This window comes from Limimaricola pyoseonensis, from assembly GCF_900102015.1.
Lineage (GTDB): Bacteria > Pseudomonadota > Alphaproteobacteria > Rhodobacterales > Rhodobacteraceae > Limimaricola > Limimaricola pyoseonensis.
In genome coordinates, this window is the sequence record NZ_FNAT01000002.1 from 227,656 (window position 1) to 250,263 (window position 22,608).

At 70.5% G+C, this 22,608-nt stretch carries 22 protein-coding genes; 14 read left to right on the forward strand and 8 right to left on the reverse strand.

Translation table 11 applies throughout. The features are described from left to right. Positions 1 to 72 precede the first annotated feature (72 nt). Together BLT43_RS04885 and BLT43_RS04890 are read left to right on the forward strand one after the other, a co-directional pair. On the forward strand, positions 73 to 1,254 hold the full coding sequence (locus tag BLT43_RS04885; protein WP_090110619.1) for a biopolymer transporter ExbB: 1,182 nt from the start codon (positions 73 to 75) through the stop codon (positions 1,252 to 1,254). A gap of 3 nt (positions 1,255 to 1,257) precedes the next feature. Then, on the forward strand, positions 1,258 to 3,402 hold the full coding sequence (locus tag BLT43_RS04890; protein WP_090110621.1) for a peptidoglycan -binding protein: 2,145 nt from the start codon (positions 1,258 to 1,260) through the stop codon (positions 3,400 to 3,402). Here the strand turns inward: BLT43_RS04890 and BLT43_RS04895 are convergent. From BLT43_RS04895 to gloB, 3 genes are all read right to left on the reverse strand, one after another. Beyond that, positions 3,399 to 4,376 (reverse strand): M23 family metallopeptidase, encoded by a 978-nt coding sequence (locus tag BLT43_RS04895; protein WP_090110623.1) that lies wholly within the window; start codon positions 4,374 to 4,376, stop codon positions 3,399 to 3,401. The genes BLT43_RS04890 and BLT43_RS04895 overlap by 4 nt on opposite strands. Before the next feature lie 159 nt (positions 4,377 to 4,535). Beyond that, complete coding sequence (gene clpA, locus BLT43_RS04900; RefSeq protein ID WP_090110626.1) at positions 4,536 to 6,866, reverse strand: ATP-dependent Clp protease ATP-binding subunit ClpA; 2,331 nt, start codon at positions 6,864 to 6,866, stop codon at positions 4,536 to 4,538. Between the two features lie 202 nt (positions 6,867 to 7,068). Beyond that, entirely contained in the window at positions 7,069 to 7,833 is a 765-nt protein-coding gene (gene gloB / locus BLT43_RS04905; RefSeq protein WP_090110628.1) for a hydroxyacylglutathione hydrolase, read from the reverse strand. A 96-nt stretch (positions 7,834 to 7,929) separates the two neighbouring features. On the opposite strand from gloB, the gene BLT43_RS04910 reads away from it, so the two are divergent. The 6 genes from BLT43_RS04910 (at position 7,930) to BLT43_RS04935 (ending at position 13,864) form a co-directional block, all read left to right on the forward strand. Then, positions 7,930 to 8,694 (forward strand): class I SAM-dependent methyltransferase, encoded by a 765-nt coding sequence (locus BLT43_RS04910; protein WP_090110630.1) that lies wholly within the window; start codon positions 7,930 to 7,932, stop codon positions 8,692 to 8,694. A 271-nt stretch (positions 8,695 to 8,965) separates the two neighbouring features. Beyond that, on the forward strand, positions 8,966 to 9,526 hold the full coding sequence (locus BLT43_RS04915; RefSeq protein WP_207497416.1) for a F0F1 ATP synthase subunit delta: 561 nt from the start codon (positions 8,966 to 8,968) through the stop codon (positions 9,524 to 9,526). Beyond that, positions 9,526 to 11,064: a F0F1 ATP synthase subunit alpha gene (gene atpA / locus BLT43_RS04920; RefSeq protein ID WP_090110634.1), complete on the forward strand. Its 1,539-nt coding sequence runs from the start codon at positions 9,526 to 9,528 to the stop codon at positions 11,062 to 11,064. The genes BLT43_RS04915 and atpA overlap by 1 nt, the downstream gene beginning before the upstream one ends. Positions 11,065 to 11,094: 30 nt before the next feature. Continuing rightward, positions 11,095 to 11,973: a F0F1 ATP synthase subunit gamma gene (locus BLT43_RS04925; RefSeq protein ID WP_090110636.1), complete on the forward strand. Its 879-nt coding sequence runs from the start codon at positions 11,095 to 11,097 to the stop codon at positions 11,971 to 11,973. Positions 11,974 to 11,991: 18 nt separating this feature from the next. Next, positions 11,992 to 13,413, forward strand: a complete 1,422-nt coding sequence (atpD, locus tag BLT43_RS04930; protein ID WP_090110638.1) for a F0F1 ATP synthase subunit beta — start codon at positions 11,992 to 11,994, stop codon at positions 13,411 to 13,413. A 13-nt stretch (positions 13,414 to 13,426) separates the two neighbouring features. Then, positions 13,427 to 13,864, forward strand: coding sequence for a F0F1 ATP synthase subunit epsilon (locus tag BLT43_RS04935; RefSeq protein WP_090110640.1), 438 nt, complete (start codon positions 13,427 to 13,429; stop codon positions 13,862 to 13,864). 181 nt (positions 13,865 to 14,045) lie between these two features. On the opposite strand, the gene BLT43_RS04940 is transcribed toward BLT43_RS04935, so the two are convergent. The 3 genes from BLT43_RS04940 to ettA form a co-directional block, all read right to left on the reverse strand. Beyond that, complete coding sequence (locus tag BLT43_RS04940; protein WP_090110642.1) at positions 14,046 to 14,249, reverse strand: hypothetical protein; 204 nt, start codon at positions 14,247 to 14,249, stop codon at positions 14,046 to 14,048. A 209-nt stretch (positions 14,250 to 14,458) separates the two neighbouring features. Continuing rightward, positions 14,459 to 14,665: a cold-shock protein gene (locus tag BLT43_RS04945; RefSeq protein WP_090110644.1), complete on the reverse strand. Its 207-nt coding sequence runs from the start codon at positions 14,663 to 14,665 to the stop codon at positions 14,459 to 14,461. 268 nt (positions 14,666 to 14,933) lie between these two features. Next, entirely contained in the window at positions 14,934 to 16,589 is a 1,656-nt protein-coding gene (ettA, locus tag BLT43_RS04950; RefSeq protein ID WP_090110646.1) for an energy-dependent translational throttle protein EttA, read from the reverse strand. Positions 16,590 to 16,741: 152 nt separating this feature from the next. Between ettA and BLT43_RS04955 the strand changes: the two genes are divergently transcribed. From BLT43_RS04955 to BLT43_RS04975, 5 genes are all read left to right on the forward strand, one after another. Continuing rightward, positions 16,742 to 17,941: an AI-2E family transporter gene (locus BLT43_RS04955; RefSeq protein WP_242652223.1), complete on the forward strand. Its 1,200-nt coding sequence runs from the start codon at positions 16,742 to 16,744 to the stop codon at positions 17,939 to 17,941. Positions 17,942 to 18,007: 66 nt separating this feature from the next. After that, a complete protein-coding gene (gene mgrA / locus BLT43_RS04960) occupies positions 18,008 to 19,039 on the forward strand; it encodes an L-glyceraldehyde 3-phosphate reductase (RefSeq protein ID WP_090110648.1) in 1,032 nt (343 codons plus the stop codon). Between the two features lie 85 nt (positions 19,040 to 19,124). After that, the gene (locus tag BLT43_RS04965; RefSeq protein WP_090110649.1) at positions 19,125 to 19,580 is read left to right on the forward strand and encodes a prepilin peptidase; all 456 of its coding nucleotides are present in this window, start codon (positions 19,125 to 19,127) and stop codon (positions 19,578 to 19,580) included. Between the two features lie 80 nt (positions 19,581 to 19,660). Further along, the gene (locus BLT43_RS04970; RefSeq protein ID WP_090110651.1) at positions 19,661 to 20,239 is read left to right on the forward strand and encodes a nitroreductase family protein; all 579 of its coding nucleotides are present in this window, start codon (positions 19,661 to 19,663) and stop codon (positions 20,237 to 20,239) included. Beyond that, entirely contained in the window at positions 20,236 to 20,946 is a 711-nt protein-coding gene (locus BLT43_RS04975) for an EI24 domain-containing protein (protein ID WP_090111492.1), read from the forward strand. Before BLT43_RS04970 ends, BLT43_RS04975 begins: the two co-directional genes overlap by 4 nt. Here BLT43_RS04975 and BLT43_RS04980 read toward each other — a convergent pair. Beyond that, positions 20,930 to 21,232, reverse strand: a complete 303-nt coding sequence (locus BLT43_RS04980) for a DUF1467 family protein (RefSeq protein WP_090110654.1) — start codon at positions 21,230 to 21,232, stop codon at positions 20,930 to 20,932. The two genes, BLT43_RS04975 and BLT43_RS04980, sit on opposite strands and share 17 nt — an antisense overlap. A gap of 78 nt (positions 21,233 to 21,310) precedes the next feature. Continuing rightward, positions 21,311 to 21,715, reverse strand: a complete 405-nt coding sequence (mce, locus tag BLT43_RS04985; RefSeq protein ID WP_090110656.1) for a methylmalonyl-CoA epimerase — start codon at positions 21,713 to 21,715, stop codon at positions 21,311 to 21,313. A gap of 162 nt (positions 21,716 to 21,877) precedes the next feature. Between mce and BLT43_RS04990 the strand changes: the two genes are divergently transcribed. Beyond that, a complete protein-coding gene (locus BLT43_RS04990; RefSeq protein WP_090110658.1) occupies positions 21,878 to 22,597 on the forward strand; it encodes a response regulator in 720 nt (239 codons plus the stop codon). The last annotated feature ends 11 nt before the right edge of the window (positions 22,598 to 22,608 follow it).

Genomic DNA, 22,608 nt, shown 5'->3' on the forward strand with positions numbered 1-22,608 from the left:
CGAGGCACCGATGGCCGCCGCCGGGCTCCCTTCTTATGGTGCCGGGAACGAGACGAGAGGACGACCCTGCGCATGAGGCAGCCCCAGGCAAAACCGCAATTCTCGCAGCCGGTGCGACAGATCGTGTCGATGCTGGTGGCGCTGGCGCTGGTGGCGACCGGCCTCGTGCTGGGCTTCCCGGTGATCCGCGGCATCTTCCTGTCGAACCCGTGGCTGAACTCCGCGATCTCGGCCTTCTTCGTCCTGGGCGTTCTGGCCTGCTTCTGGCAGGTGATCGCGCTGATGCGCTCGGTGCGCTGGATCGAGGCCTTCGCGCGCAACCCCGCCTCGACCGGCCCCGCGCCGGGGCTTCTCCTGCCGCTGGCGACGCTCCTGCGCTCGCGCGGGGCGCGGCGGCAGATCTCGCCCGACAGCGCCCGCTCGATCCTCGAATCGGTGGGCCAGCGGGTCGACGAGGAGCGCGAGATCACCCGCTACCTCGCCAACACGCTGATCTTCCTCGGCCTGCTCGGCACCTTCTACGGCCTTGCCACCACCGTGCCGGCGCTGGTCGAGACGATCCGCTCGCTCAGCCCTTCCGAGGAGGAAAGCGGGGCTGCGCTGTTCCAGCGGCTGCAATCGGGGCTGGAGAGCCAGCTCGGCGGCATGGGCACGGCGTTCTCCTCGTCGCTGCTGGGCCTTGCCGGCTCGCTGGTGGTCGGCCTGCTCGAACTCTTCGCGACCCATGGCCAGAACCGGTTCTACCGCGAGCTGGAAGAGTGGCTCTCGACCATCACCCGGCTCGGCTTCACCTCGGGCGATGAGCGTCACGGCAGCGGCGACAGCGGCGTGCTGGCGCAGATGGTCGAGCATCTGGGCGAGCGGATGGAGGAGATGAAGGGCGCGATCGCCGGCGCCGGGGAGCAGCGCCGCGTCGAGGCGGGCCGGATCGAGGCGCTGACCGAGGCGCTGTCGCGGCTGGCCGACCGGCTCGACCCGCGCGCCGAGAACGACGCGCTGGTGCGGATCGCCGAGGCGCAGGAGCAGATGCGCGCCGCCTTCGAACGGGCGAGCGAGGCCGGCAACCCCGCCGAGACCCAGATGCGGCTCAGGAGCATGGACGTGCAGCTTCTGCGCATCCTCGAGGAGCTGTCCTCGGGACGGCAGGAGATGCTCGAGGAGCTGCGCTCGGATCTTTCGGGGCTGGCCCGGGTGCTGCGCGAAAGCGGCCATCCCGGCGGCCTGCGGGCCACGCGCGACATCAGGGGGCGCTAGGTCATGGCCCTGCAGCGCCGGTCGTCGAACCGCTTCCAGGCCGCGATCTGGCCGGGCTTCGTCGATGCGATGACCGGCCTGCTGCTGGTGCTGATGTTCGTGCTCACGGTCTTCACCGTGGTGCAGTTCTCGCTGCGCGACACCATCACCGGGCAGGAGAGCCAGCTCGACGCGCTCGGCGCCGAGGTCGAGCGGCTCGCCACCGCGCTTGGGCTGGAGCGCGAGCGGTCGGCCGGCCTCGAGCAGGAGGTGGGCAGCCTGACCTCGACGCTGAGCGCGGCGCGCGCGCGGGTCGAAGGGCAGGCCGAACGGATCGCCGCGCTGACCGAAGAGCGCGACGCGGCGCGGGCCACCATCACCGATTTCGAGGCGCAGGTGGCGGGGCTCCTGGCCGCGCGCGACCGGGCCGAAGAACGGATCGCCGCGCTCGAGGGCGACCTCGAGACGGCCCAAGGCGCGCGCGACGCGGCCGCGACCGCGCTGGCGCAGGCGCGCGAGGAGATCGACGCGCAGGCGGAGGCCGCCCGGCTCGCCGCCGCGCGGCGCGAGGCGCTGCAGGCGCTCCTGGCCGATCTCGAGGCCGAGGCGGAGGCCGCGGCCGAGACCATCGACACGCTCGAGGCCGAGAAGCTGGCCGAGGCGGCGGCGGCCGAGGCGTTGCGGGCGCGTCTCTCGGACGCGGATGCCGAGCTGACGGCGATGACGCTGGCGCTCGAGGAGCGGCGGCGCGAGGCCGAGGAGACGCTGACGCTCCTGGCCGCCGCCCGCGCCGCGCGCGACGAGCTCGACGCGGCGCTGGCCGAGGCGGTGCTGGCGCGCGACCGGGCGCGCGAGGATCTGGCGCAGGCGGCGCAGGACAGCGAGGGGCTCGACGCCCGCCTCGCCGCCGCGCTGGAGCTGCAGGAAGAGACGCAGGCCGAACTCGACGGCGCGCGCGCCGCGCTCGAGCAGGCCGCCGCGCGCGAAGACGACCTCTCCTCGCGCCTCGCCGCCGCGCTCGCCGCGCGCGAGGAAGGCGAAGCCGATCTCGAGGCGGTGCGCGCCGAGCTGCAGGCGGCGCTGGCCGCGCGCGAGACCAGCGAGGCCGAGCTGCAGGAGCGGCTCGCCGCCGCGATCCTCGACCGCGACGCCGCCCGCGCCGAGGCCGAGGCGGCGCGGGCCGCCGGCGAAGAGGCCGAGCGCGGCCGCGCCGATCTCGCCGACCGGCTGGCTGCCGCCATCGCCGCGCGCGATGCGGCGCAGGCACGGGCGGAAGGGGCCGAGGAAACCGAGGCCGAGCGCGCCGATCTCGCGGCCCGCCTGGCCGAGGCGCTTTCGGCCACCGCCGCGGCGCAGGCCCGCGCCGAGAGCGAGACGAGCGAGGCCGAGCGCCGCGCCGCGCTGCTCGCCGCCGCGCGCGAGGCGCTGTCGCAGGAAGAGGCGATCTCGGCCGAGGCGCAGGCCCGCGTCGAGGCGCTGAACCAGCAGGTCGCGGCGCTGCGGCAGGAGGTGGGCCAGCTCAAGACGCTGCTCGATCTGGCCGAGGAGGCCGACGCCGAGGCGCAGGTGCAGATCGAGGCGCTGGGCTCGCAGCTCAACACCGCGCTGGCCCGTGCCGCCGCCGAGGAGCGCCGCCGCCGCCAGCTCGAGGAGGAAGAGCGCAAGCGGCTCGAGGAAGAGGCCGCGCGCCTCGCCGCCGAGGCCGCCGATCTGGCGCGCTACCGCTCGGACTTCTTTGGCGAGCTGCGCGGCATGCTGGAGGGGCAGGAGGGCGTGCGGGTCGAAGGCGACCGCTTCGTCTTCTCCTCCGAGGTGCTGTTCGGCCAGGGCCGCTCGACGCTGTCGCCCGAGGGCGAGGCGGAGATTTCCAAGGTCGCGGCGCTGCTGCGCGACATCGCCACCGAGATCCCCGAGGGCATCGACTGGGTGATCCGGGTCGACGGCCACACCGACGACATCCCCGTGCGCGGCGGCCCCTATGCCGACAACTGGGAACTGAGCCAGGCGCGGGCGCTGTCGGTGGTGCGCTACATGAGCGAGGAGGAGGGCATTCCGCCGAACCGGCTCGCCGCCAACGGCTTCGGGGAGTTCCAGCCGGTGAACCCGGCCGACACGCCGGAGGCGCGGGCCCAGAACCGGCGGATCGAGCTGAAGCTGACCGAGCGCTAGCGCGCCGCCATGCGCAGCGGCACCTCGAGCGCGTGCAGCGCCGCGCCGTCGCGCCACAGCGTGACCTCGCCCGCGTAATCGCCCGCGGGCCAGCCGCCCTCCGGCGGCTCCAGCCCCGCGGCGCGGAAGGACTGCGCCAGCGTCCGCATCAACGGCATGTCGCGCAGGAACACCCGGCCGCCGGGTCCGGTCACCGTCAGCCGCACCACGTCGCCCTTGCGCGCGCCGAAGAGGTAGGCCCAGAGCACCATCGGCGCGTCCGCCGCCACCTCGGCCGCCGCGGTGCCGGACTGGATCGCCGGCCAGTCGGGCAGGGCGGGGGCGAAGCCCGCCTCCATCAGCGCGCCGGCCCGGTAGGCGGGCGGCTCGACCCAGAGCGTGTCGGCGCGCGCGGCCTCGCAGCCGCCCGACCCTTCGGGGTCGAAGGGGTCGATCTCGACCCCGTCGCGGCGGACCGAGAGATGCAGATGCGGAAACTCGGTGTTGCCCGAGAGCCCGACAAGGCCCAGCGCCGCGCCGGTCTCCACCCGCTCGCCGCGCCGCACCGCGACCGAGCCTTCGGCGAGGTGGCAGTACTGCGTCTCCCAGCCGCCCTCGTGGCGCAGCACCACGCCGTTGCCGCAGTCGCGCCCCTCGATCTCGGGCGCGCCCGCCCAGCCCTGCAGAATGTCGGGCATGCCGTCGCGGCGCGCGGCCACCACGCCGGGGGCGGCGGCGCGCACGGTGATGCCGCGCTCCAGCGCCGCGATGGTCGAGACCCGGAAATCGGTGCCGCGATGGCCGTCATAGCTGAGCGGACCGCAGGCATGGTCGCGCATGCCGGGGCCGGGATCGGCATCGAAGTAGTTCTGCACGAAGCAGTCCTGCCCCGGCGCGCAGTCGATCGGCAGCGCGAGGCGGAACCGCTCCTGCGCGGCGGCGGGGGCGGCGGCGCAGGCGGTCAGCAGGGCCAGCAGGCGGATGGCGCGGGTCATGGCGTCGCTCCGGTCGGTCCGGTCCGCCCCAAGATGCGGGAGCCGGACCCGGCCGGTCCACGGCAACGGCGCGTCGCGGGAAATGCGACCCTGCGTCACGAAAAAGGCGCGGCCCCCGGGGAAGGGGGCCGCGCCGTCAATGTGTCGTTCGGTTCGGGCTCAGTCCGCGGTCAGCAGCGGCGGCTTGTTGCCCGAGAGACGCTTGGCGCCCGGCTCCTCGAAGGTCAGCTCGATCTTGTCGTCCTTGAGGCCGACCCGGACGATGCCGCCCTTGGTGAGCTGGCCGAAGAGCAGCTCCTCGGCGAGCGGCTTCTTGATGTGCTCCTGGATCACCCGGCCCAGCGGACGCGCGCCCATCTTGTCGTCGTAGCCCTTGTCGGCGAGCCAGCGGGCCGCCTCCATGGTCAGCTCGATATGGACGTTGCGGTCCATCAGTTGCGCCTCGAGCTGCAGGACGAACTTCTCGACCACCGACAGGATCGTCTCCTGCGCCAGCGGCGAGAAGGAGATCACCGCGTCGAGCCGGTTGCGGAACTCCGGCGTGAAGGTCCGCTCGATCGCGGCGGTGTCCTCGCCCTCGCGGCGGTTGCGGCCGAAGCCGATCGCCTCCTTGGCCTGCTCGGCGGCCCCGGCGTTCGAGGTCATGATCAGGATCACGTTGCGGAAATCCACCGCCCGGCCGTTGTGGTCGGTGAGCTTGCCGTGATCCATCACCTGCAGGAGGATGTTGAACACGTCCGGATGCGCCTTCTCGATCTCGTCGAGCAGCAGCACGCAATGCGGATGCTGGTCGACGCCGTCGGTCAGCAGGCCGCCCTGGTCGAAGCCGACATAGCCCGGCGGCGCGCCGATCAGGCGGCTGACGGCGTGCTTCTCCATGTATTCCGACATGTCGAAGCGCAGCAGCTCGACGCCGAGCGTCTGGCTGAGCTGCTTGGCCACCTCCGTCTTGCCGACGCCGGTGGGGCCGGCGAAGAGATAGTTGCCGATCGGCTTCTCGGGCTCGCGCAGACCGGCGCGGGCCAGCTTGATCGCGGAGCTGAGCGCCTCGATCGCCGAATCCTGCCCGAACACCACGCGCTTGAGCGTCGGCTCGAGATCCTTGAGCACCTCGGCGTCGTCCTTCGAGACGTTCTTCGGCGGGATCCGGGCGATCTTGGCGATGACCGCCTCGATCTCCTTGGCGCCGATGGTCTTGCGCCGCTTGCTCTCGGCCACGAGATGCTGCGCGGCGCCGGCCTCGTCGATCACGTCGATCGCCTTGTCGGGCAGCTTGCGGTCGTTGATGTAGCGCGCCGACAGCTCCACCGCGGTCTTGATCGCGTCGTGGGTGTACTTGATCTGGTGGTGATCCTCGAAATAGGGCTTGAGGCCCTTGAGGATCTTCACCGCGTCCTCGACCGTCGGCTCGTTGACGTCGATCTTCTGGAACCGACGGCTCAGAGCGCGGTCCTTCTCGAAGTGCTGGCGGAACTCCTTGTAGGTGGTCGAGCCCATGCAGCGCAGCTTGCCGCCCTGCAGCGCGGGCTTGAGCAGGTTCGAGGCGTCCATCGCCCCGCCCGAGGTGGCGCCGGCGCCGATCACGGTGTGGATCTCGTCGATGAAGAGCACCGCGTCGGGGTGGTTCTCCATCTCGGCCATCACCGCCTTCAGCCGCTCCTCGAAGTCGCCGCGGTAGCGGGTGCCGGCCAGGAGCGCGCCCATGTCGAGGCTGTAGATCGTGGCCTCCGACAGCACGTCGGGCACCGCGCCCTCGACGATCTTCCAGGCGAGGCCCTCGGCGATGGCGGTCTTGCCGACGCCCGGGTCGCCGACCAGCAGCGGGTTGTTCTTGCGGCGGCGGCACAGCACCTGGATGCAGCGCTCGACCTCGTGCTCGCGGCCGATCAGCGGATCGACGTCGCCCTTGCGGGCCTTGACGTTGAGGTCGACGCAGTACTTGGCGAGCGCCGAGTCCTTCTCCTCGCCCGCGCCGCCGGCCGAGGCGGTCTCGCCGTCCTCGTCCTTCTCGGTCGCGCCGGTCACCGGGCGGCTCTCGCCGAAGGCGGGGTCCTTGGCCTGGCCGTGGGCGATGAAGTTGACCGCGTCGTAGCGGGTCATGTCCTGCTCCTGCAGGAAATAGGCGGCGTTCGATTCACGCTCCGCGAAGATCGCCACGAGCACGTTGGCCCCGGTCACCTCGGTGCGGCCGGAGGACTGGACATGGATCGCGGCGCGCTGGATCACGCGCTGGAACGCGGCGGTGGGCACGGCCTCCGAGCCCTCGACATCGGTGACGAGGGTGGAGAGATCGTCCTCGATGAAGTCCTCGAGCGACTTGCGCAGCTCCTCCAGATCGACGGCGCAGGCCCGCATCACGCGGGCGGCGTCGGGTTCCTCGATCAGGGCCAGCAGGAGGTGCTCGAGCGTCGCGAGTTCATGGCGGCGGGCATTGGCCAGGGCCAGGGCCGCGTGGATGGACTGCTCGAGAGTGGTCGAAAAAGACGGCACGGTGATGTGCTCCTCTGATCGGGGGTCCGGTCGGGAAAGGGCCCGTCCGGACCGTGGCCTCTAGAGTTAAAGATCGGGTTTATCCGCCCCGCTTCAAGTTAAAACTAGCAGAAACCCGTGGCCTGAGGGGCTGACGTCACGCAGCTGTGTTTCCGATCCGCCAAGATTTCCCGGCCCGGTTTCTTCGCTGCGACAGATGCGCTCAGAACCGGTCCTTCCTGCCTCTGATCTCGGCAAACACCGTTTCGGCGGTTTCGCCCTCCATGCCGATCGCGCGCTGCAGCTCGGGCGCGTCGGCGCGCAGGAACGGGTTGGTCGCGCGCTCCTCGGACAGCCGCGACGGCACGGTCGGCCGGCCGTCGGCCCGGGCCTGCGTCACGGCGCGGGCGCGCTCCTGCAGCGCGGCGTTGCCGGGCTCGATCGTCTGGGCGAAGCGGGCGTTGGTCTCGGTGTACTCGTGGCCCGAGCAGATCAGCGTGTCGCCCGGCAGGTCGCGCAGCCGGCGCAGGCTGTCCCACATCTGCCCGGCGGTGCCCTCGAACAGCCGGCCGCAGCCCAAGGCCATCAGGCTGTCGGCGGTGAAGGCGATGTGGTCCTGCGGGAAGTGGAAGGCGACATGGCCCACCGTGTGGCCGGGCACGTCGATCACCTCGACGCGGGTGCCCAGCACCTCGAGCGGCGCGCCGGGCGTCACGGCGGCGTCGAGCGCCGGCAGCCGGTGCGCGTCGGCCTCGGCGCCGATCACCCGCGCGCCGCCCTCCCGCAGTTCCTCGACCCCGGCTACGTGGTCGTCATGGTGATGGGTGAGCAGGATGTCGGTCAGCCGCCAGCCATGCGCCTCGAGCGCGGCCTGGATCGGCCCGGCCTCGGGCGCGTCGACCAGCGCGGCGGCGCCTGTGGAATCGTCGTGCAGCAGGAAGGCGTAGTTGTCGGTGCGACACGGAATGGTCAGGAGTCCGAGAGGCATGGCGGCGTCCGTCCTTTGATTGCTATGGTGGGCCGGACCGCATCCGGCCCGCCGTGACCGGCCCCGAAATTCTGACCCAAGGACACGCCGCCCGCAATGCATCTGGACGTGCTCGACCTGCGCAACTTCTATTACCGCAGCGCGCTGGGGCGGGCGGCGCAGAAGGCGATCCGCGACCAGCTGGTGGAATGGTGGACGCCCGCGCAGTGCCAGCACCAGACGGTGGTCGGCTACGGCTTCGCGGTGCCCTTGCTGCGGCCCTACCTTGCCACCGCGCGGCGGGTGATCGGGCTGATGCCGGGGCCGCAGGGGGTGATGCCCTGGCCCGCCGGCCAGCCCAACGTCTCGGTCCTGTGCGAGGAGACGCTCTGGCCGATCCGCACCGGGCAGGCCGACCGGCTGGTGCTGATGCACGGGCTCGAGACCTCCGAGCACGGCTCGGCGCTTCTGGAGGAATGCTGGCGCGCGCTGGGGCCGGGGGGCAGGGCGGTCTTCGTGGTGCCGAACCGGGCCGGGCTCTGGTCGCGCTCGGACGCCACGCCCTTCGGCTATGGCCGGCCCTATTCGCAGACCCAGCTCGAGGCGCAGCTCGCCCGGCACCGCTTCGTGGCCGAGCGCGCGGTCTCGGCACTCTACCAGCCGCCCAGCCTGCGCCGCGGCTGGCGCCGCTCGGCCGCCTTTCTCGAGAAGGCCGGCAAGCACCTGCCGGTGTTCAACGCCGGCGGCGTGCTGATGGTCGAGGCCTCCAAGCAGGTCGTGGCGCCGAACCGGCCGGGGCTGACCAGCAAGGTCAAGCGGCCGCTGCGGGTGCTCGAGGGGATCGGCGCGCCGGTGCCCGAGCCCAGCCGGCGCTGCCGCTGAGCGGCGGGGCCGGCGACGGCCGAGCCGCTGCCAGGCCCCGCGCGGTCGCGCGGCAAGCGCCAAAATGTCGCACTCCGCGCAAGTCCCGCGCGAGCGGGCCGCGCACCCGCGTCGAGGGCGCGCAAGGCGGTTGCGACGTGCAGATCGCTCTGCTACATCGCCCCTGATTTTGACGGCCTTCGCCCGCGCGAGGGCCATGCAAGCTGCCCGACCGCCGCCGACTTTCTACCGGTGCGGGAATGCCGGGCCAAGATACTGCGGAAGGGTGGACGTGTCCGAACCAGCTTCGATCTCAACCGGCATCGCGCAACGCTATGCCACCGCCGTGTTCGACCTGGCGCGCGAGGATGACGCGCTTGCGGCCCTCGGCAAGGATGTCGACGCGCTGAAGGCCGCCCTGGCCGAGAGCGCCGATTTCCGCGACCTGATCTCCTCGCCGGTCTATCCGCGCGACGAGCAGGGCCGCGCCATGGCCGCGATCGCCCAGAAGATGGCCCTGACCCAGACCATGGGCAACGTGCTCGGCCTGATGGCCTCCAAGCGCCGCCTCTTCGTGCTGCCGCAGATGCTGCGCGCGCTCGACGAGAAGCTGGCCGAGGCGCGCGGCGAGATCACCGCCGACGTCACCACCGCCAAGCCGCTGTCGGACAAGCAGGCCAAGGCGCTCGCCGAGGCGCTCAAGCAGAGCGCCGGCCGCGAGGTGAAGATCAATCAGACCGTCGATGAAAGCCTCATCGGCGGCCTCGTCGTCAAGCTGGGCTCGAAGATGGTCGACACCTCGATCCGCTCGAAGCTCCAGGCACTCCAGAACACCATGAAAGAGGTCGGATAATGGCGATCCAAGCTGCGGAAATCTCCGCGATCCTGAAGGACCAGATCAAGAATTTCGGCCAGGAGGCCGAGGTCGCCGAGGTCGGTCGCGTGCTCTCCGTCGGTGACGGCATCGCCCGCGTCCACGGCCTCGACAACGTCCAGGCCGGCGAGATGGTCGAGTTCCCGGGCGGCGTCCGCGGCATGGCGCTGAACCTCGAGAACGACAACGTCGGCTGCGTGATCTTCGGCTCGGACCGCGACATCCGCGAAGGCGACGTCGTCAAGCGCACCAACTCGATCGTGGACGTGCCGGCCGGCATGGGCCTTCTGGGCCGCGTGGTCGACGGCCTCGGCAACCCGCTCGACGGCAAGGGCCCGATCGAGGCGGCCGAGCGCCGCGTCGCCGACGTCAAGGCGCCGGGCATCATCCCGCGCAAGTCGGTGCACGAGCCGATGGCCACCGGCCTGAAGTCCGTGGACGCCATGATCCCGATCGGCCGCGGCCAGCGCGAGCTGATCATCGGCGACCGCCAGACCGGCAAGACCGCCGTGGCGCTCGACACCGTGCTGAACCAGAAGACCTACAACGAGGCCGCCGGCGACGACGAGAGCAAGAAGCTCTACTGCATCTACGTCGCCGTGGGCCAGAAGCGCTCGACCGTGGCGCAGCTGGTGAAGAAGCTCGAGGAGTCGGGCGCGATCGAGTACTCGATCGTCGTCGCCGCCACCGCCTCGGACCCGGCGCCGATGCAGTTCCTCGCGCCCTACGCCGCCACCGCGATGGCCGAGTACTTCCGCGACAATGGCAAGCACGCGCTGATCATCTATGATGACCTGTCGAAGCAGGCCGTCTCCTACCGCCAGATGTCGCTGCTGCTGCGCCGCCCGCCGGGCCGCGAAGCCTACCCGGGCGACGTGTTCTACCTGCACTCCCGCCTGCTCGAGCGTTCGGCCAAGCTGAACGAGGAGCACGGCGCCGGCTCGCTGACCGCGCTGCCGATCATCGAGACGCAGGGCGGCGACGTGTCGGCCTTCATCCCGACCAACGTGATCTCGATCACCGACGGCCAGATCTTCCTCGAGACCGAGCTGTTCTACCAGGGCATCCGCCCGGCCGTGAACACCGGCCTGTCGGTGTCGCGCGTGGGCTCCTCGGCCCAGACCAACGCGATGAAGTCGGTCGCCGGCCCGGTGAAGCTGGAACTGGCGCAGTACCGCGAGATGGCGGCCTTCGCGCAGTTCGGCTCCGACCTCGACGCCGCGACCCAGCAGCTGCTGAACCGCGGTGCGCGCCTGACCGAGCTGATGAAGCAGCCGCAGTACTCGCCGCTGACCAACGCCGAGATCGTCTGCGTGATCTTCGCCGGCACCCAGGGCTACCTCGACAAGATCGCCGTCAAGGATGTCGGCCGCTTCGAGGCGGGCCTGCTCAAGCACCTGCGCCAGAACAACCGCGAGCTGCTGGACTGGATCACCAACGAGGACCCGAAGATCAAGGGCGACGCGGAGAGCCGCATCAAGTCCGCCCTGGACGAGTTCGCCCGGGACTTCGCCTGAAACCAGCCAAGGACTTAGGGAGGCTGGCCGATGCCTAGTCTGAAGGACCTCAAGAACCGGATCGCGTCGGTCAAATCGACCCGCAAGATCACCAAGGCAATGCAGATGGTCGCGGCGGCGAAGCTCCGCCGCGCCCAGGACGCAGCCGAGGCCGCGCGGCCCTATGCCGAGCGGTTCAACGCGGTGATGGCCGGTCTGGCCGCCTCTGTGGGCGGCTCGGACGGCGCGCCGAAGCTCCTTGCCGGCACCGGCAAGGAGGACGTGCACCTGCTCGTCGTGATGACCGCCGAGCGCGGCCTGTGCGGCGGCTTCAACGGCTCGATCGTCCGCAAGGCGCGGATCCGGGCCAGCGAGCTGCTGACCCAGGGCAAGACGGTGAAGATCCTCACCGTCGGCAAGAAGGGCCGCGAGATGCTGCGCCGCGACTACGGCCAGCACTTCGTCGGTCACATCGACCTGAGCGACGTCAAGCGCGTGGGCTACGCCAACGCGCAGGACATCGCCCGCGACGTGCTCGGCCGCTTCGACGAAGGCGAGTTCGACGTGGCGACGATCTACTACGCCCGGTTCCAGAACGTGATCACCCAGGTTCCGACCGAGCAGCAGATCATCCCCGCCAAGTTCGACGCGCCCGAGGACGACGCCCAGGGCGCGCCGCTCTACGACTACGAGCCGGGCGAGGAGGAGATCCTCGCCGACCTGCTGCCGCGCGGCGTGGCGACGCAGATCTTCGCGGCCCTGCTGGAGAACGGCGCTTCCGAACAGGGCGCCCGGATGAGCGCGATGGACAACGCGACCCGCAACGCGGGCGAGATGATCGAGAAGCTGACGATCGAGTACAACCGCTCGCGTCAGGCCGTCATCACCAACGAGCTCATCGAAATCATTTCGGGCGCCGAGGCGCTCTAAGAGAACCGGAGAAACGACATGGCTCAAGCAACAGGCAAGGTCACCCAGGTGATCGGCGCCGTCGTGGACGTGCAGTTCGGCGATCACCTGCCGGAGATCCTGAACGCGCTGACCACCGAAAACAACGGCAAGGCGCTGGTTCTCGAAGTGGCCCAGCACCTTGGCGAGAACACCGTGCGCACCATCGCGATGGACGCGACCGAAGGTCTCGTGCGCGGCGCCACCGTGACCGACACCGGCAAGCCGATCTCGGTGCCGGTGGGCAACGCCACGCTCGGCCGCATCCTCAACGTGATCGGCGAGCCGATCGACGAGAAGGGCCCGGTCGAGACCACCGAGACCCGCCCGATCCACGCCGAGGCCCCGACCTTCGCCGAGCAGTCGACCTCGTCCGAGATCCTCGTGACCGGCATCAAGGTCATCGACCTGCTCGCCCCCTACGCCAAGGGCGGCAAGATCGGCCTGTTCGGCGGCGCCGGCGTCGGCAAGACCGTTCTGATCATGGAGCTGATCAACAACATCGCGAAGGTGCACTCGGGCTACTCCGTGTTCGCCGGCGTGGGCGAGCGGACCCGCGAGGGCAACGATCTCTACCACGAGATGATCGAATCCAACGTCATCAAGCCGGACGCGCTGGGTGAGAGCCAGGTGGCGCTGGTCTACGGCCAGATGAACGAGCCGCCGGGTGCGCGTGCCCGCGTCGCGCTGACCGGCCTGACGCTCGCCGAGCAGTTCCGCGACCAGTCCGGCACCGACGTGCTGTTCTTCGTCGACAACATCTTCCGCTTCACCCAGGCGGGCTCCGAGGTGTCGGCGCTTCTGGGCCGCATCCCCTCCGCCGTGGGCTACCAGCCGACGCTGGCGACCGACATGGGCGCGCTGCAGGAGCGGATCACCTCGACCAAGAACGGCTCGATCACCTCGGTGCAGGCGATCTACGTGCCGGCCGACGACCTCACCGACCCGGCGCCGGCGACCTCGTTCGCGCACCTCGACGCCACCACCGTGCTCAACCGCGCGATCTCCGAGCTCGGGATCTACCCGGCCGTGGACCCGCTCGACTCGACCTCGCGCCTGATGGACCCTGCGGTCGTCGGCGAGGAGCACTACCAGGTGGCGCGCGACGTGCAGGGCATCCTGCAGCGCTACAAGTCGCTTCAGGACATCATCGCCATCCTCGGCATGGACGAGCTTTCGGAAGAGGACAAGCTGACCGTGGCCCGCGCCCGGAAGATCCAGCGCTTCCTGTCGCAGCCCTTCGACGTGGCGAAGGTGTTCACCGGCTCCGACGGTGTGCAGGTGCCGCTCGAGGAGACCATCCGCTCGTTCAAGGCGGTGGTCGCGGGCGAGTACGACCACCTGCCGGAATCGGCCTTCTACATGGTCGGCGGCATCGACGATGTGAAGGCCAAGGCCGAGAAGATGGCCTCCGCGGCCTGATAGGAGGGGCTTCATGGCCGACACGCTGCAATTCGACCTCGTCAGCCCGGAACGGAAGCTCGCTTCCGTTTCGGCCACCGAGGTCCGCATCCCCGGCACCGACGGGGACCTGACGGCGATGGCGGGCCACACGCCCACCATCACCACGCTGCGCCCGGGCCTTCTGCAGGTCGTGCATTCGGGCGGCACCGACGACTACGTGGTCTCGGGCGGCTTCGCCGAGATCGGTCTGGACTCGGTGTCCGTGCTGGCCGAGCGCGCGCTGCCGCGCGGCGAGGTCACGCAGGAGGTCTACGAGGGGCTGGTCGAGGAGTTCGCCGCGGCGCATCGCGACGCGCGCGCCCGCTTCGAGAACGAGCCTGGCCCGGTGGACGACACCGCCAAGCTGCTGGCCGACATGGTGGCCGTGGGCACCCATATCGGCCTCGACCCGAAGCAGCCGAACTTCTGATCCGGCCTTCGCGCCGATCGAGAGGGTCCCGCCAGCGGCGGGGCCCTTTTTCGTGCGCGCCTGCGATCCGGCACCCGAGTGCCGATCGGCCATGAAAAAACCGCCGGAGCGGCAAGCCGCCCGGCGGAGCATGGGGAACGAGGGAAGGGTGCGACCCGCGGCCTGCGGGCCCGTGGCGGGCTCAGGCCATCTCTTGCAGCGGCAGGGGCCGGCGCACCGCGCGGACCGCGGGCAGGACCAGAGCCACGAAGAGCAGGGCCGAGACCGGGCCGGCGCCGATCCAGATCGCGAGGGCGGTGGCCAGCGACAGCACGCCGGTGACGAGACCCACGGCAGCGAGGACGAAGCCCAGCATGCTGCCGGCGAGGATGAAGATCGTGCCCATGTCGCTCTCCTTACGTTACGTCCTGACCATCTCGCCGGATTCGGGCGGGAATGAGGCCGATCCGCGGTCTCCCGATGAAACTAGCGTGGCGGAAATAACACGGGGTTAAGCCGCCGATATCGAGCAAGCCGCTGTTCCTGAACGAAAAACGCCCCGGCCGCCATGCGGCCGGGGCGTCGAAATTCGTCGGTGCCGGGGCACCGGCCCTGTCAGACGACCTGCAGGTTGACCGCCGACTCGCGGCCGTCGCGGCCGGCTTCGATGTCGAAGCTGACCTTCTGGTCGTCACGCAGGCCGGTCAGGCCCGAACGCTCGACCGCCGAGATGTGGACGAAGACGTCCTTGCTGCCGCCATCGGGCGCGATGAAGCCGAAGCCTTTGGTGGTGTTGAACCATTTCACGGTGCCAGTGGCCATCGTGTGATCTCCTGTCATGCGCTGCCCGCGACAATGCGGCAGCCCGGCTTGGTCAGTGTCGCAACGAGAAGACTGCAGCCGGTGACGGAGAACAGCGGTCGAGGGAATAACGTTCGCAAGCTGCGTATGCAGGCGCCGGCGTCCGAACGCAACATAATTCGAGCGGCGGGTGGGATGCGGCGGATCACCGCCGGGCCGCCGTCACGCGCCGGGGCTGGCGCGGCGCGGCTCACAAGGAAAGGGCGGGGAAGACCCCGCCCTTTGTCGTTCAGCGCGTGAACTTCTTGAACTTGACCCGCTTGGGCTCGACCGCGTCGGGGCCGAGGCGGCGCTTCTTGTCCTCCTCGTAATCCTCGAAGTTGCCCTGGAACCACTCGACATGCGCCTCGCCCTCGAAGGCGAGGATGTGGGTGCAGATCCGGTCGAGGAAGAAGCGGTCGTGGCTGATCACCACCGCGCAGCCGGCGAAGTCCACCAGCGCGTCCTCGAGCGCGCGCAGCGTCTCGACGTCGAGGTCGTTGGTCGGCTCGTCGAGCAGCAGCACGTTGCCGCCCGACTTCAGCAGACGCGCCATGTGCACGCGGTTGCGCTCGCCGCCCGAGAGCAGGCCGACCTTCTTCTGCTGGTCGCCGCCCTTGAAGTTGAAGGCACCGCAATAGGCGCGGCTGTTCATCTGCGCGTCGCCCAGCTCGATGATCTCGGCGCCGCCGGAGATCGCCTCCCAGACGGTGGCGTTGGGGTCGAGGTCGTCGCGGCTCTGGTCGACATAGGAGAGCTTGACCGTGTCGCCGTACTCGATCGAGCCCTCGTCGGGCTGCTCCTGGCCGGTCAGCATCTTGAACAGCGTCGACTTGCCGGCGCCGTTCGGGCCGATCACGCCGACGATGCCGCCCGGCGGCAGCGAGAACTCCAGATCCTCGATCAGGAGCTTGTCGCCCATCGCCTTCTTCAGGCCCTCGACCTCGATCACCTTGCCGCCGAGGCGTGGGCCGTTCGGGATGACGATCTGGGCCTTGCCGACGCGCTCGCGCTCGGACTGGCCGGCCAGCTCCTCATAGGCGGCGATCCGGGCCTTCGACTTGGCCTGGCGCGCCTTCTGGCCCTGCCGCATCCATTCGAGCTCGCGCTCGAGCGTCTTCTGCTTGGACTTGTCCTCGCGCGCCTCTTGCTCGAGCCGCTTGGCCTTCTGCTCCAGCCAGGACGAGTAGTTGCCCTCGTAGGGAATGCCGCGGCCGCGGTCGAGCTCGAGGATCCAGCCGGTGATGTCGTCGAGGAAGTAGCGGTCGTGCGTGACGCAGAGGATCGTGCCCTTGTACTCGATCAGGTGGTTCTGCAGCCAGGCGATGGTCTCGGCGTCGAGGTGGTTGGTCGGCTCGTCCAAGAGCAGCATGTCGGGCGCCTCGAGCAGCAGCTTGCACAGCGCCACGCGGCGCTTCTCGCCGCCCGACAGCGCGCTGACATCGGCGTCGTCCGGCGGGCAGCGCAGCGCTTCCATGGCGACGTCGATCTGCGCGTCGAGATCCCACAGGTTCTGCGCGTCGATGTCGTCCTGCAGCTTGGCCATCTCCTCGGCGGTCTCGTCCGAGTAGTTCATCGCCAGCTCGTTGTAGCGCTCGAGCACGGCCTGCTTCTCGGCCACGCCCTCCATCACGTTCTCGCGCACGGTCTTGGACGGGTCGAGCTCGGGCTCCTGCGGCAGGTAGCCGACCTTGGCGCCTTCCGCGGCCCAGGCCTCGCCGGTGAAGTCCTTGTCGAGACCGGCCATGATCCTGAGCAGGGTGGACTTACCCGCGCCGTTGACGCCGACCACGCCGATCTTCACGCCGGGCAGGAAGTTCAGCCGGATGTTCTCGAAGGTCTTCTTGCCGCCGGGATAGGTCTTGGACACGCCATCCATGTGGTAGACGAACTGGTAGCTGGCCATCGGGGAACTCCTGTCAACGATCGGCCCCCTCATACGCGTGCGCTCGGGCCGTAGCAATCGGGCCGTGGCGGTCGGGCATGACGATCGGCGGCGCGCGGAACCGGCCTGCCGACGCCGCGTTGTCCCGCATCGGCTCAGGAGGGTTCGCGGCGGTGACGGAGAAGCAGAGCACGGCGGGTGCGGCGGAGGGCGACGCGCCGCCCGATCCGGCCGTGGCGCTGTCCGAACAGCGGCTGTCGGAGCTGCGCAAGATCCGCCGTCTGCTGCTGTGCACCTTCCTGCTGGCCGGGTTCACCGCCTGCTACTTCGCGCGCGACGTGCTGTTGCCGATCGTGCTCGCCATCCTGCTGACGCTGACGCTGCGGCCGGTGGTGCGCGGCTTCGAGCGGATCGGCATCGCGCCGGCGATCAGCGCCGTGGTGCTGATGCTGACGCTGGGGCTGGGCGTGAGCGTCGCGGGCTATTTCCTCAGCGGCCCGGTCTCGAAGATGGCGTCGCGCGCGCCCGAGATCGGCAACGAGGTGCAGGCCAAGCTCGCCGGCGTGCTCGACCGGCTCGCCTCGATCCAGGAGGTGGGCGAGCAGGTCTCCGACATGGCCGAGGCGGCGGGCGCGACCGAGGGGCAGAAGATGGAGGTGGTGGTCGACCAGTCCGGGCTGATCCCCGAGGCGGTGGGCAGCGCCGCCAGCGTCGGCTCGTCGCTGGTCGCCGCGCTGGTGCTGACGCTGTTCCTGCTGGCCTCGGGCGACTTCTATCACCGCCGCATCGTCGAGGCCTCGCCCAAGCTGCACGACAAGAAGCGCGCCCTGACCATCGTGCGCGACGTCGAGAAGCAGATCTCGCGCTATCTCGGCGCGATCACGGTGATCAATGCCGGGCTCGGCCTCTGCGTCGGCACGGCGCTGTGGATCCTCGAGCTGCCGATGCCGCATGTCTGGGGCGTGCTGGCCTTCCTGCTGAACTTCATGCCCTTCATCGGCGCGATCATCGGCACGGTGCTGGTCGGCGCGACGGCTCTGGTGACCTTCGACAGCGTGCCCTACGCGCTGCTGGCGCCGCTCTCCTACTTCACGCTGACCACGATCGAGGGCAATTTCGTCACGCCGATGCTGGTCGGGCGCAGGCTCGAGCTGAACATCGTCTCGGTCTTCGTCACCGTGGCGTTCTGGATCTGGCTCTGGGGCGTGCCGGGCGCGGTGCTGGCGGTGCCGTTCCTCGTGGTGGTCAAGGCGATCTGCGACAACGTCCCCTCGCTCCGGGCTTTCGGCGGTTTCCTGTCGGGAGATCCGCGGCTCAAGGCCGAGGACCGCGCGGCGGATCGCGAGGAGCGGCACGCGACGCGCCCCGCCTGAGCCGCGTTTGACCGTGGCGGGGGCCGGGCCTAGGGTCGCCTCGCCAGACACAGGAGAGCCCCCGAGATGCGCTACACCCCCGCCGAGGACCGCTACGAGCGGATGGTCTATCGCCGCTGCGGCCGCTCCGGCCTCAAGCTGCCCGCCGTCAGCCTCGGGCTGTGGCACAATTTCGGCGACGACACGCCGCATCAGACCAAGCGCGACATCTGCCGCACGGCCTTCGACCACGGCATCACGCATTTCGACCTCGCCAACAATTACGGCCCCGAGCCGGGCTCGGCCGAGACCGCATTCGGCGAGATCCTGAGGACCGATTTCGCGGGCTACCGCGACGAGCTGATCGTCTCGTCGAAGGCGGGCTACGACATGTGGCCCGGCCCCTATGGCGAATGGGGCAGCCGCAAGTCCCTGATCGCGTCCTGCGACCAGTCGCTGAAGCGGATGGGGCTCGACTACGTCGACATCTTCTACTCCCACCGCTTCGACCCCGAGACCCCGCTCGAGGAGACGATGGGCGCGCTCGACCACATCGTGCGCTCGGGCCGCGCGCTCTATGTCGGCATCTCGAGCTACAATTCCGAGCGCACCCGCGAGGCGGCGGCGATCCTGAAGGATCTCGGCACGCCCTGCCTGATCCACCAGCCCTCCTACAACATGCTGAACCGCTGGGTGGAGCGCGACGGGCTGAAGGACACGCTGGACGATCTCGGCATCGGCTCGATCGCCTTCACGCCGCTGGCGCAGGGCATGCTGACGAAGAAGTATCTCGGCGGCATCCCCGAGGACAGCCGCGCCGCGCAGGACAAGTCGCTCTTCCCCTCGATGCTGTCCGACAAGGCGATCGGCAACATCCGCAAGCTCAACGAGATCGCGGAAGCGCGCGGCCAGACGCTGGCGCAGATGGCGATCGCCTGGGTGCTGCGTGGCGGCGGCATCACCTCGGCGCTGATCGGCGCCTCGAAGCCGAGCCAGGTCGAGGACTGCGCCGGCGCGGTGCGCAACCTCGACTTCACCGAGGCCGAGCTGGCCGAGATCGACCGCTACGCCGACGAGGAACAGATCAACCTCTGGGCCCGTTCGTCAGAGACCGACTGATCGCCGCTTTCGCGCCGCCTTCGCGCCCCGGAATCGGCCCCCCGGCCGGGCAGTCTGGGGCGCGACACGCCGAGAGAGACGAGACATGCCCGACCTGCCGCTGATCCTGGCTGCGCCGCTGATGGCGGCGATGATCTGGACCGACCTGACCCGGATGAAGATCCCCAACCTGCTGGTGCTGGCGGTGCTGGTGCTGGGGGCGGGCTGCGCGGCGTTCGGGCTGATGCCCGATCTCGGGCTGCGGGTCATGGCGGGGCTGGGGGTGCTGGTGGTCGGCATCGGCCTCTTCGCCATGGGCGTGATGGGCGGCGGCGACGCCAAGATGCTGGCCGCTCTGGTGCCGCTTCTGCCGCCCGACGCCTGGGGCGGCTTCGCGATGCTGCTTTCGCTCACCATGCTGGGCGGCGCGGCGCTGGTCTTCGCGGCGCGGCGCGTGGCGGGCGGGCCCGAGGCGGGCTGGGTCAGCCTGCGCGAGAGCCGGCGCTACCCGCTCGGCCTGTCGATCGGCGCGGCGGCGCTGATCCTGCCGCTGCTGATCTGAGCCGCACCGGGCGCGGCGCCGCGCCCTTTCGTCCGCGCGTGATCTGCGGCAGGTAGGGGGCGCAACCGCCGGAGACCCCGATGCCCGAGACCCACGCCGCCGCCCTCGACTTCTTCATGTCGCGCCGCTCGCGCCCGGCCAAGACGCTGACCACGCCGGTGCCGGACCGCGAGGCGCTGATGCCGCTGCTGACGGCGGCGCTGCGCGTGCCCGATCACGGCAAGCTCGAGCCGTGGCGGCTGATCGTGCTGGAGAAGCCGGCGCTGGAGCGGCTGGCGGCGCTGGTGCCCGCGCGCGCCGAGGCGCTGGGGGTCGAGCCGGAGAAGCAGGCCAAGGCGGTGGCGCAGTACCGCGACGCCGATCTGGTGGTGGCGGTGATCTCCGCGCCCAAGCCCTCCGACAAGATCCCCGAGATCGAGCAGCAGCATTCGGCCGCCTGCGTCTGCCTGTCGCTTTTGAACGCGGCGCTGGCCGCGGGCTGGGGCGCGAACTGGCTGACCGGCTGGGCCAGCCATGACCCGGTCTTCTGCCGCGAGGGGCTGGGGCTGGCCGAACACGAGAGCGTCGCCGGGCTGATCCATATCGGCACCGAGCGCCACGCCCCGCCCGAGCGGCCGCGCCCGGACGTGGCGGCGCTGACCGAATGGCGCTCGGAATGATCCTCGCCGACCTGATGAAGGCGCTGGGCCAGTTCTCGGACCCGCGCTTCCGCCGCGTGCTCTGGCTCGGCCTCGCGCTCTCGGCGGGGCTGCTGGTGGCGATCTATTTCGGCCTCGTCGGCCTCGTCGGCCTGTTCGCGCCCGAGACGGTGACGCTGCCGCTGATCGGCGAGGTCGCCTGGATCGACGACGCGCTGGGCTGGGGGTCGCTCCTGTTGATGCTCGGCCTGTCGGTGGTGCTGATGCTGCCGGTCGCCTCGCTGATGAGCTCGTTCTTCCTCGAAGAAGTGGCGGCGGCGGTCGAGGCGCGGCATTACCCGAGCCTGCCCTCGGCGCGATCGATCCCGCTCGCCGACCAGGTGCGCGACGCGCTGTCCTTCCTCGCGGTGCTGGTGCTGATCAACGTCGCGGCCTTCGCGGCGAGCCTCGCCTTTCCGCCGGCCGCACCATTCCTGTTCTACGGCGTGAACGGCTGGCTTCTGGGGCGCGAGTATTTCCAGGTCGCGGCGATGCGGCGCGAGGGGCGCGAAGGCGCGCGCCGCCTGCGCAAGCGCCATCCGCTGCGGATCTGGGGCGCGGGCTGCCTGATGGCGGTGCCGCTGACGGTGCCGGTGGTGAACCTGCTGGTGCCGGTGGTCGGCGCGGCCACCTTCACCCATTTCTACCACCGCCTCGCCGGCGGGCGGCGGGTCACTCGGGGGCGGTGACCAGCGGGCTGCCGCGCTCGGGCGACATGCGGTCGAAGACGTCGATGTCGCGCACCGTGACGCCGCCCCAGAGGATGAAGGCCGACAGCGCCGCCCAGATCGGCACCGCCCAGAACGTGGTGAGCCGGGCCTTGCGCCCCAGCCGGAAGTCGGCCGGGGCCGAGGCGTGGGTGCCGGGCACGGTCTCGCCCGCGTCGCCCTGGGTCACGAGGCGCAGGGGCAGCACGACGAAGAACACCATGAACCATGTCACGGCGAAGAGCACGAAGGCGGCGGTGATGGTCATTGCGGCTCCATGGGCGCTCTGGCCCTGCTACTTCTCTCTTTGAATACTCATGGCCGGCGGGCGGGGCCGCCGCCCGGCCTAGACCTGTTCGAGCTCGATCAGGCAGCCGTCGAAATCCTTGGGATGCAAAAACAGCACCGGCTTGCCGTGCGCGCCGGTCTTCGGCTCGCCGCCGCCCAGCACCCGCGCGCCCTCGGCCACCAGCCGGTCGCGGGCGGCGATGATGTCCTCGACCTCGTAGCAGGCGTGGTGCATGCCGCCCGACGGGTTCTTCTCGAGAAAGGCCGAGACCGGCGAGCCTTCCCCCAGCGGCTGCATCAGCTCGACCTTGGTGTTGGGCAGGGTGACGAAGACCACGGTGACGCCGTGCTCGGGCAGGGCCTGCGGCGCGCTGATCTCGGCCCCGAGCGGGCCGGCGTAGCGGCGGGCCGCGGCCTCGAGGTCGGGCACGGCGATGGCGATGTGGTTCAGGCGTCCGATCATCCGGCGCTCCTTTCGGGCTGGCGGGCGTTATCGCACCCCGCTTGGCACCGCGCAAGCGCGGCCTCGGGGACGGATCGTCGCGGCTTAACCCGCGATTCACCTCGAACGGTCAGCATGGCGGGGCGCGGGCGGGACCGGCCCGTTCGAGCGAGGAGCCCGACCATGCCGATGATCGACCCCTTTCCGCAGGCCCCCGCCGCGACCGCCGAGCGGCCGCTGCTGGGCCTGACCGTGCTTCTGGTGGAGGACAGCCGCTTCGCGTCCGAGGCGATGCGCCTTCTGTGCCTGCGATCGGGGGCGCGGATCCGCCGGGCCGGCAGCCTGCACAACGCGCGGCGTCACCTGCGGGTCTACCGCCCCAACGTCGTGATCGCCGATCTCGGCCTGCCCGACGGCTCGGGGATCGAGCTGATCGTGGAGCTGGGGCAGGCGCGACCGCGGGTCGAGGTGCTGCTGGCCATCTCCGGCCACCCGGAGAGCGAGGCGCCGGCGCTCGGGGCCGGGGCGGACGGCTTCATCGCCAAGCCGATCGCCCGGCTGGCCGAGTTCCAGACCGCGGTGCTGCGCCACCTTCCGGCCGAGCGGCGCCCCGGCGGGCCGCGGCCGCTGCCCGAGGACGAGATCGCGCCGGACCGGGTGGCGTTGCGCGACGACCTGGCGCTGGCGGCGCAGCTGATGGGGGCCGAATGGCCGGCCGATCGCGACATCGCCTATGTGGCGCAGTTCCTGACCGGGGTGGCGCGCAGCGCCGGCGACGCGCCGCTTGCCGCCGCGGTCGAACGGCTGGCGGCGGCGCGGCGCGAGGGCGCGGCGGGCCTGCCGGCGCTGGCCCGCCTCGCCGCGCTGGTGGACGAACGGCTGGCCGCGCCGACGCCGCTCTGACCGGCCCTTGC

What these genes read in the sequence shown, in the direction of transcription:
- atpA (WP_090110634.1), top strand. Translation starts at nt 9,526, where the DNA reads ATGGCGATCCAAGCTGCGGAAATCTCCGCGATCCTGAAGGACCAGATC.
- BLT43_RS04895 (WP_090110623.1), bottom strand. Translation starts at nt 4,376, where the DNA reads ATGACCCGCGCCATCCGCCTGCTGGCCCTGCTGACCGCCTGCGCCGCC.
- mgrA (WP_090110648.1), top strand. Translation starts at nt 18,008, where the DNA reads ATGCGCTACACCCCCGCCGAGGACCGCTACGAGCGGATGGTCTATCGC.
- BLT43_RS04925 (WP_090110636.1), top strand. Translation starts at nt 11,095, where the DNA reads ATGCCTAGTCTGAAGGACCTCAAGAACCGGATCGCGTCGGTCAAATCG.
- BLT43_RS04890 (WP_090110621.1), top strand. Translation starts at nt 1,258, where the DNA reads ATGGCCCTGCAGCGCCGGTCGTCGAACCGCTTCCAGGCCGCGATCTGG.
- BLT43_RS04990 (WP_090110658.1), top strand. Translation starts at nt 21,878, where the DNA reads ATGCCGATGATCGACCCCTTTCCGCAGGCCCCCGCCGCGACCGCCGAG.
- BLT43_RS04970 (WP_090110651.1), top strand. Translation starts at nt 19,661, where the DNA reads ATGCCCGAGACCCACGCCGCCGCCCTCGACTTCTTCATGTCGCGCCGC.
- BLT43_RS04965 (WP_090110649.1), top strand. Translation starts at nt 19,125, where the DNA reads ATGCCCGACCTGCCGCTGATCCTGGCTGCGCCGCTGATGGCGGCGATG.
- ettA (WP_090110646.1), bottom strand. Translation starts at nt 16,589, where the DNA reads ATGGCCAGCTACCAGTTCGTCTACCACATGGATGGCGTGTCCAAGACC.
- BLT43_RS04910 (WP_090110630.1), top strand. Translation starts at nt 7,930, where the DNA reads ATGCATCTGGACGTGCTCGACCTGCGCAACTTCTATTACCGCAGCGCG.
- BLT43_RS04980 (WP_090110654.1), bottom strand. Translation starts at nt 21,232, where the DNA reads ATGACCATCACCGCCGCCTTCGTGCTCTTCGCCGTGACATGGTTCATG.
- BLT43_RS04935 (WP_090110640.1), top strand. Translation starts at nt 13,427, where the DNA reads ATGGCCGACACGCTGCAATTCGACCTCGTCAGCCCGGAACGGAAGCTC.
- BLT43_RS04940 (WP_090110642.1), bottom strand. Translation starts at nt 14,249, where the DNA reads ATGGGCACGATCTTCATCCTCGCCGGCAGCATGCTGGGCTTCGTCCTC.
- BLT43_RS04945 (WP_090110644.1), bottom strand. Translation starts at nt 14,665, where the DNA reads ATGGCCACTGGCACCGTGAAATGGTTCAACACCACCAAAGGCTTCGGC.
- mce (WP_090110656.1), bottom strand. Translation starts at nt 21,715, where the DNA reads ATGATCGGACGCCTGAACCACATCGCCATCGCCGTGCCCGACCTCGAG.
- BLT43_RS04975 (WP_090111492.1), top strand. Translation starts at nt 20,236, where the DNA reads ATGATCCTCGCCGACCTGATGAAGGCGCTGGGCCAGTTCTCGGACCCG.
- BLT43_RS04885 (WP_090110619.1), top strand. Translation starts at nt 73, where the DNA reads ATGAGGCAGCCCCAGGCAAAACCGCAATTCTCGCAGCCGGTGCGACAG.
- gloB (WP_090110628.1), bottom strand. Translation starts at nt 7,833, where the DNA reads ATGCCTCTCGGACTCCTGACCATTCCGTGTCGCACCGACAACTACGCC.
- atpD (WP_090110638.1), top strand. Translation starts at nt 11,992, where the DNA reads ATGGCTCAAGCAACAGGCAAGGTCACCCAGGTGATCGGCGCCGTCGTG.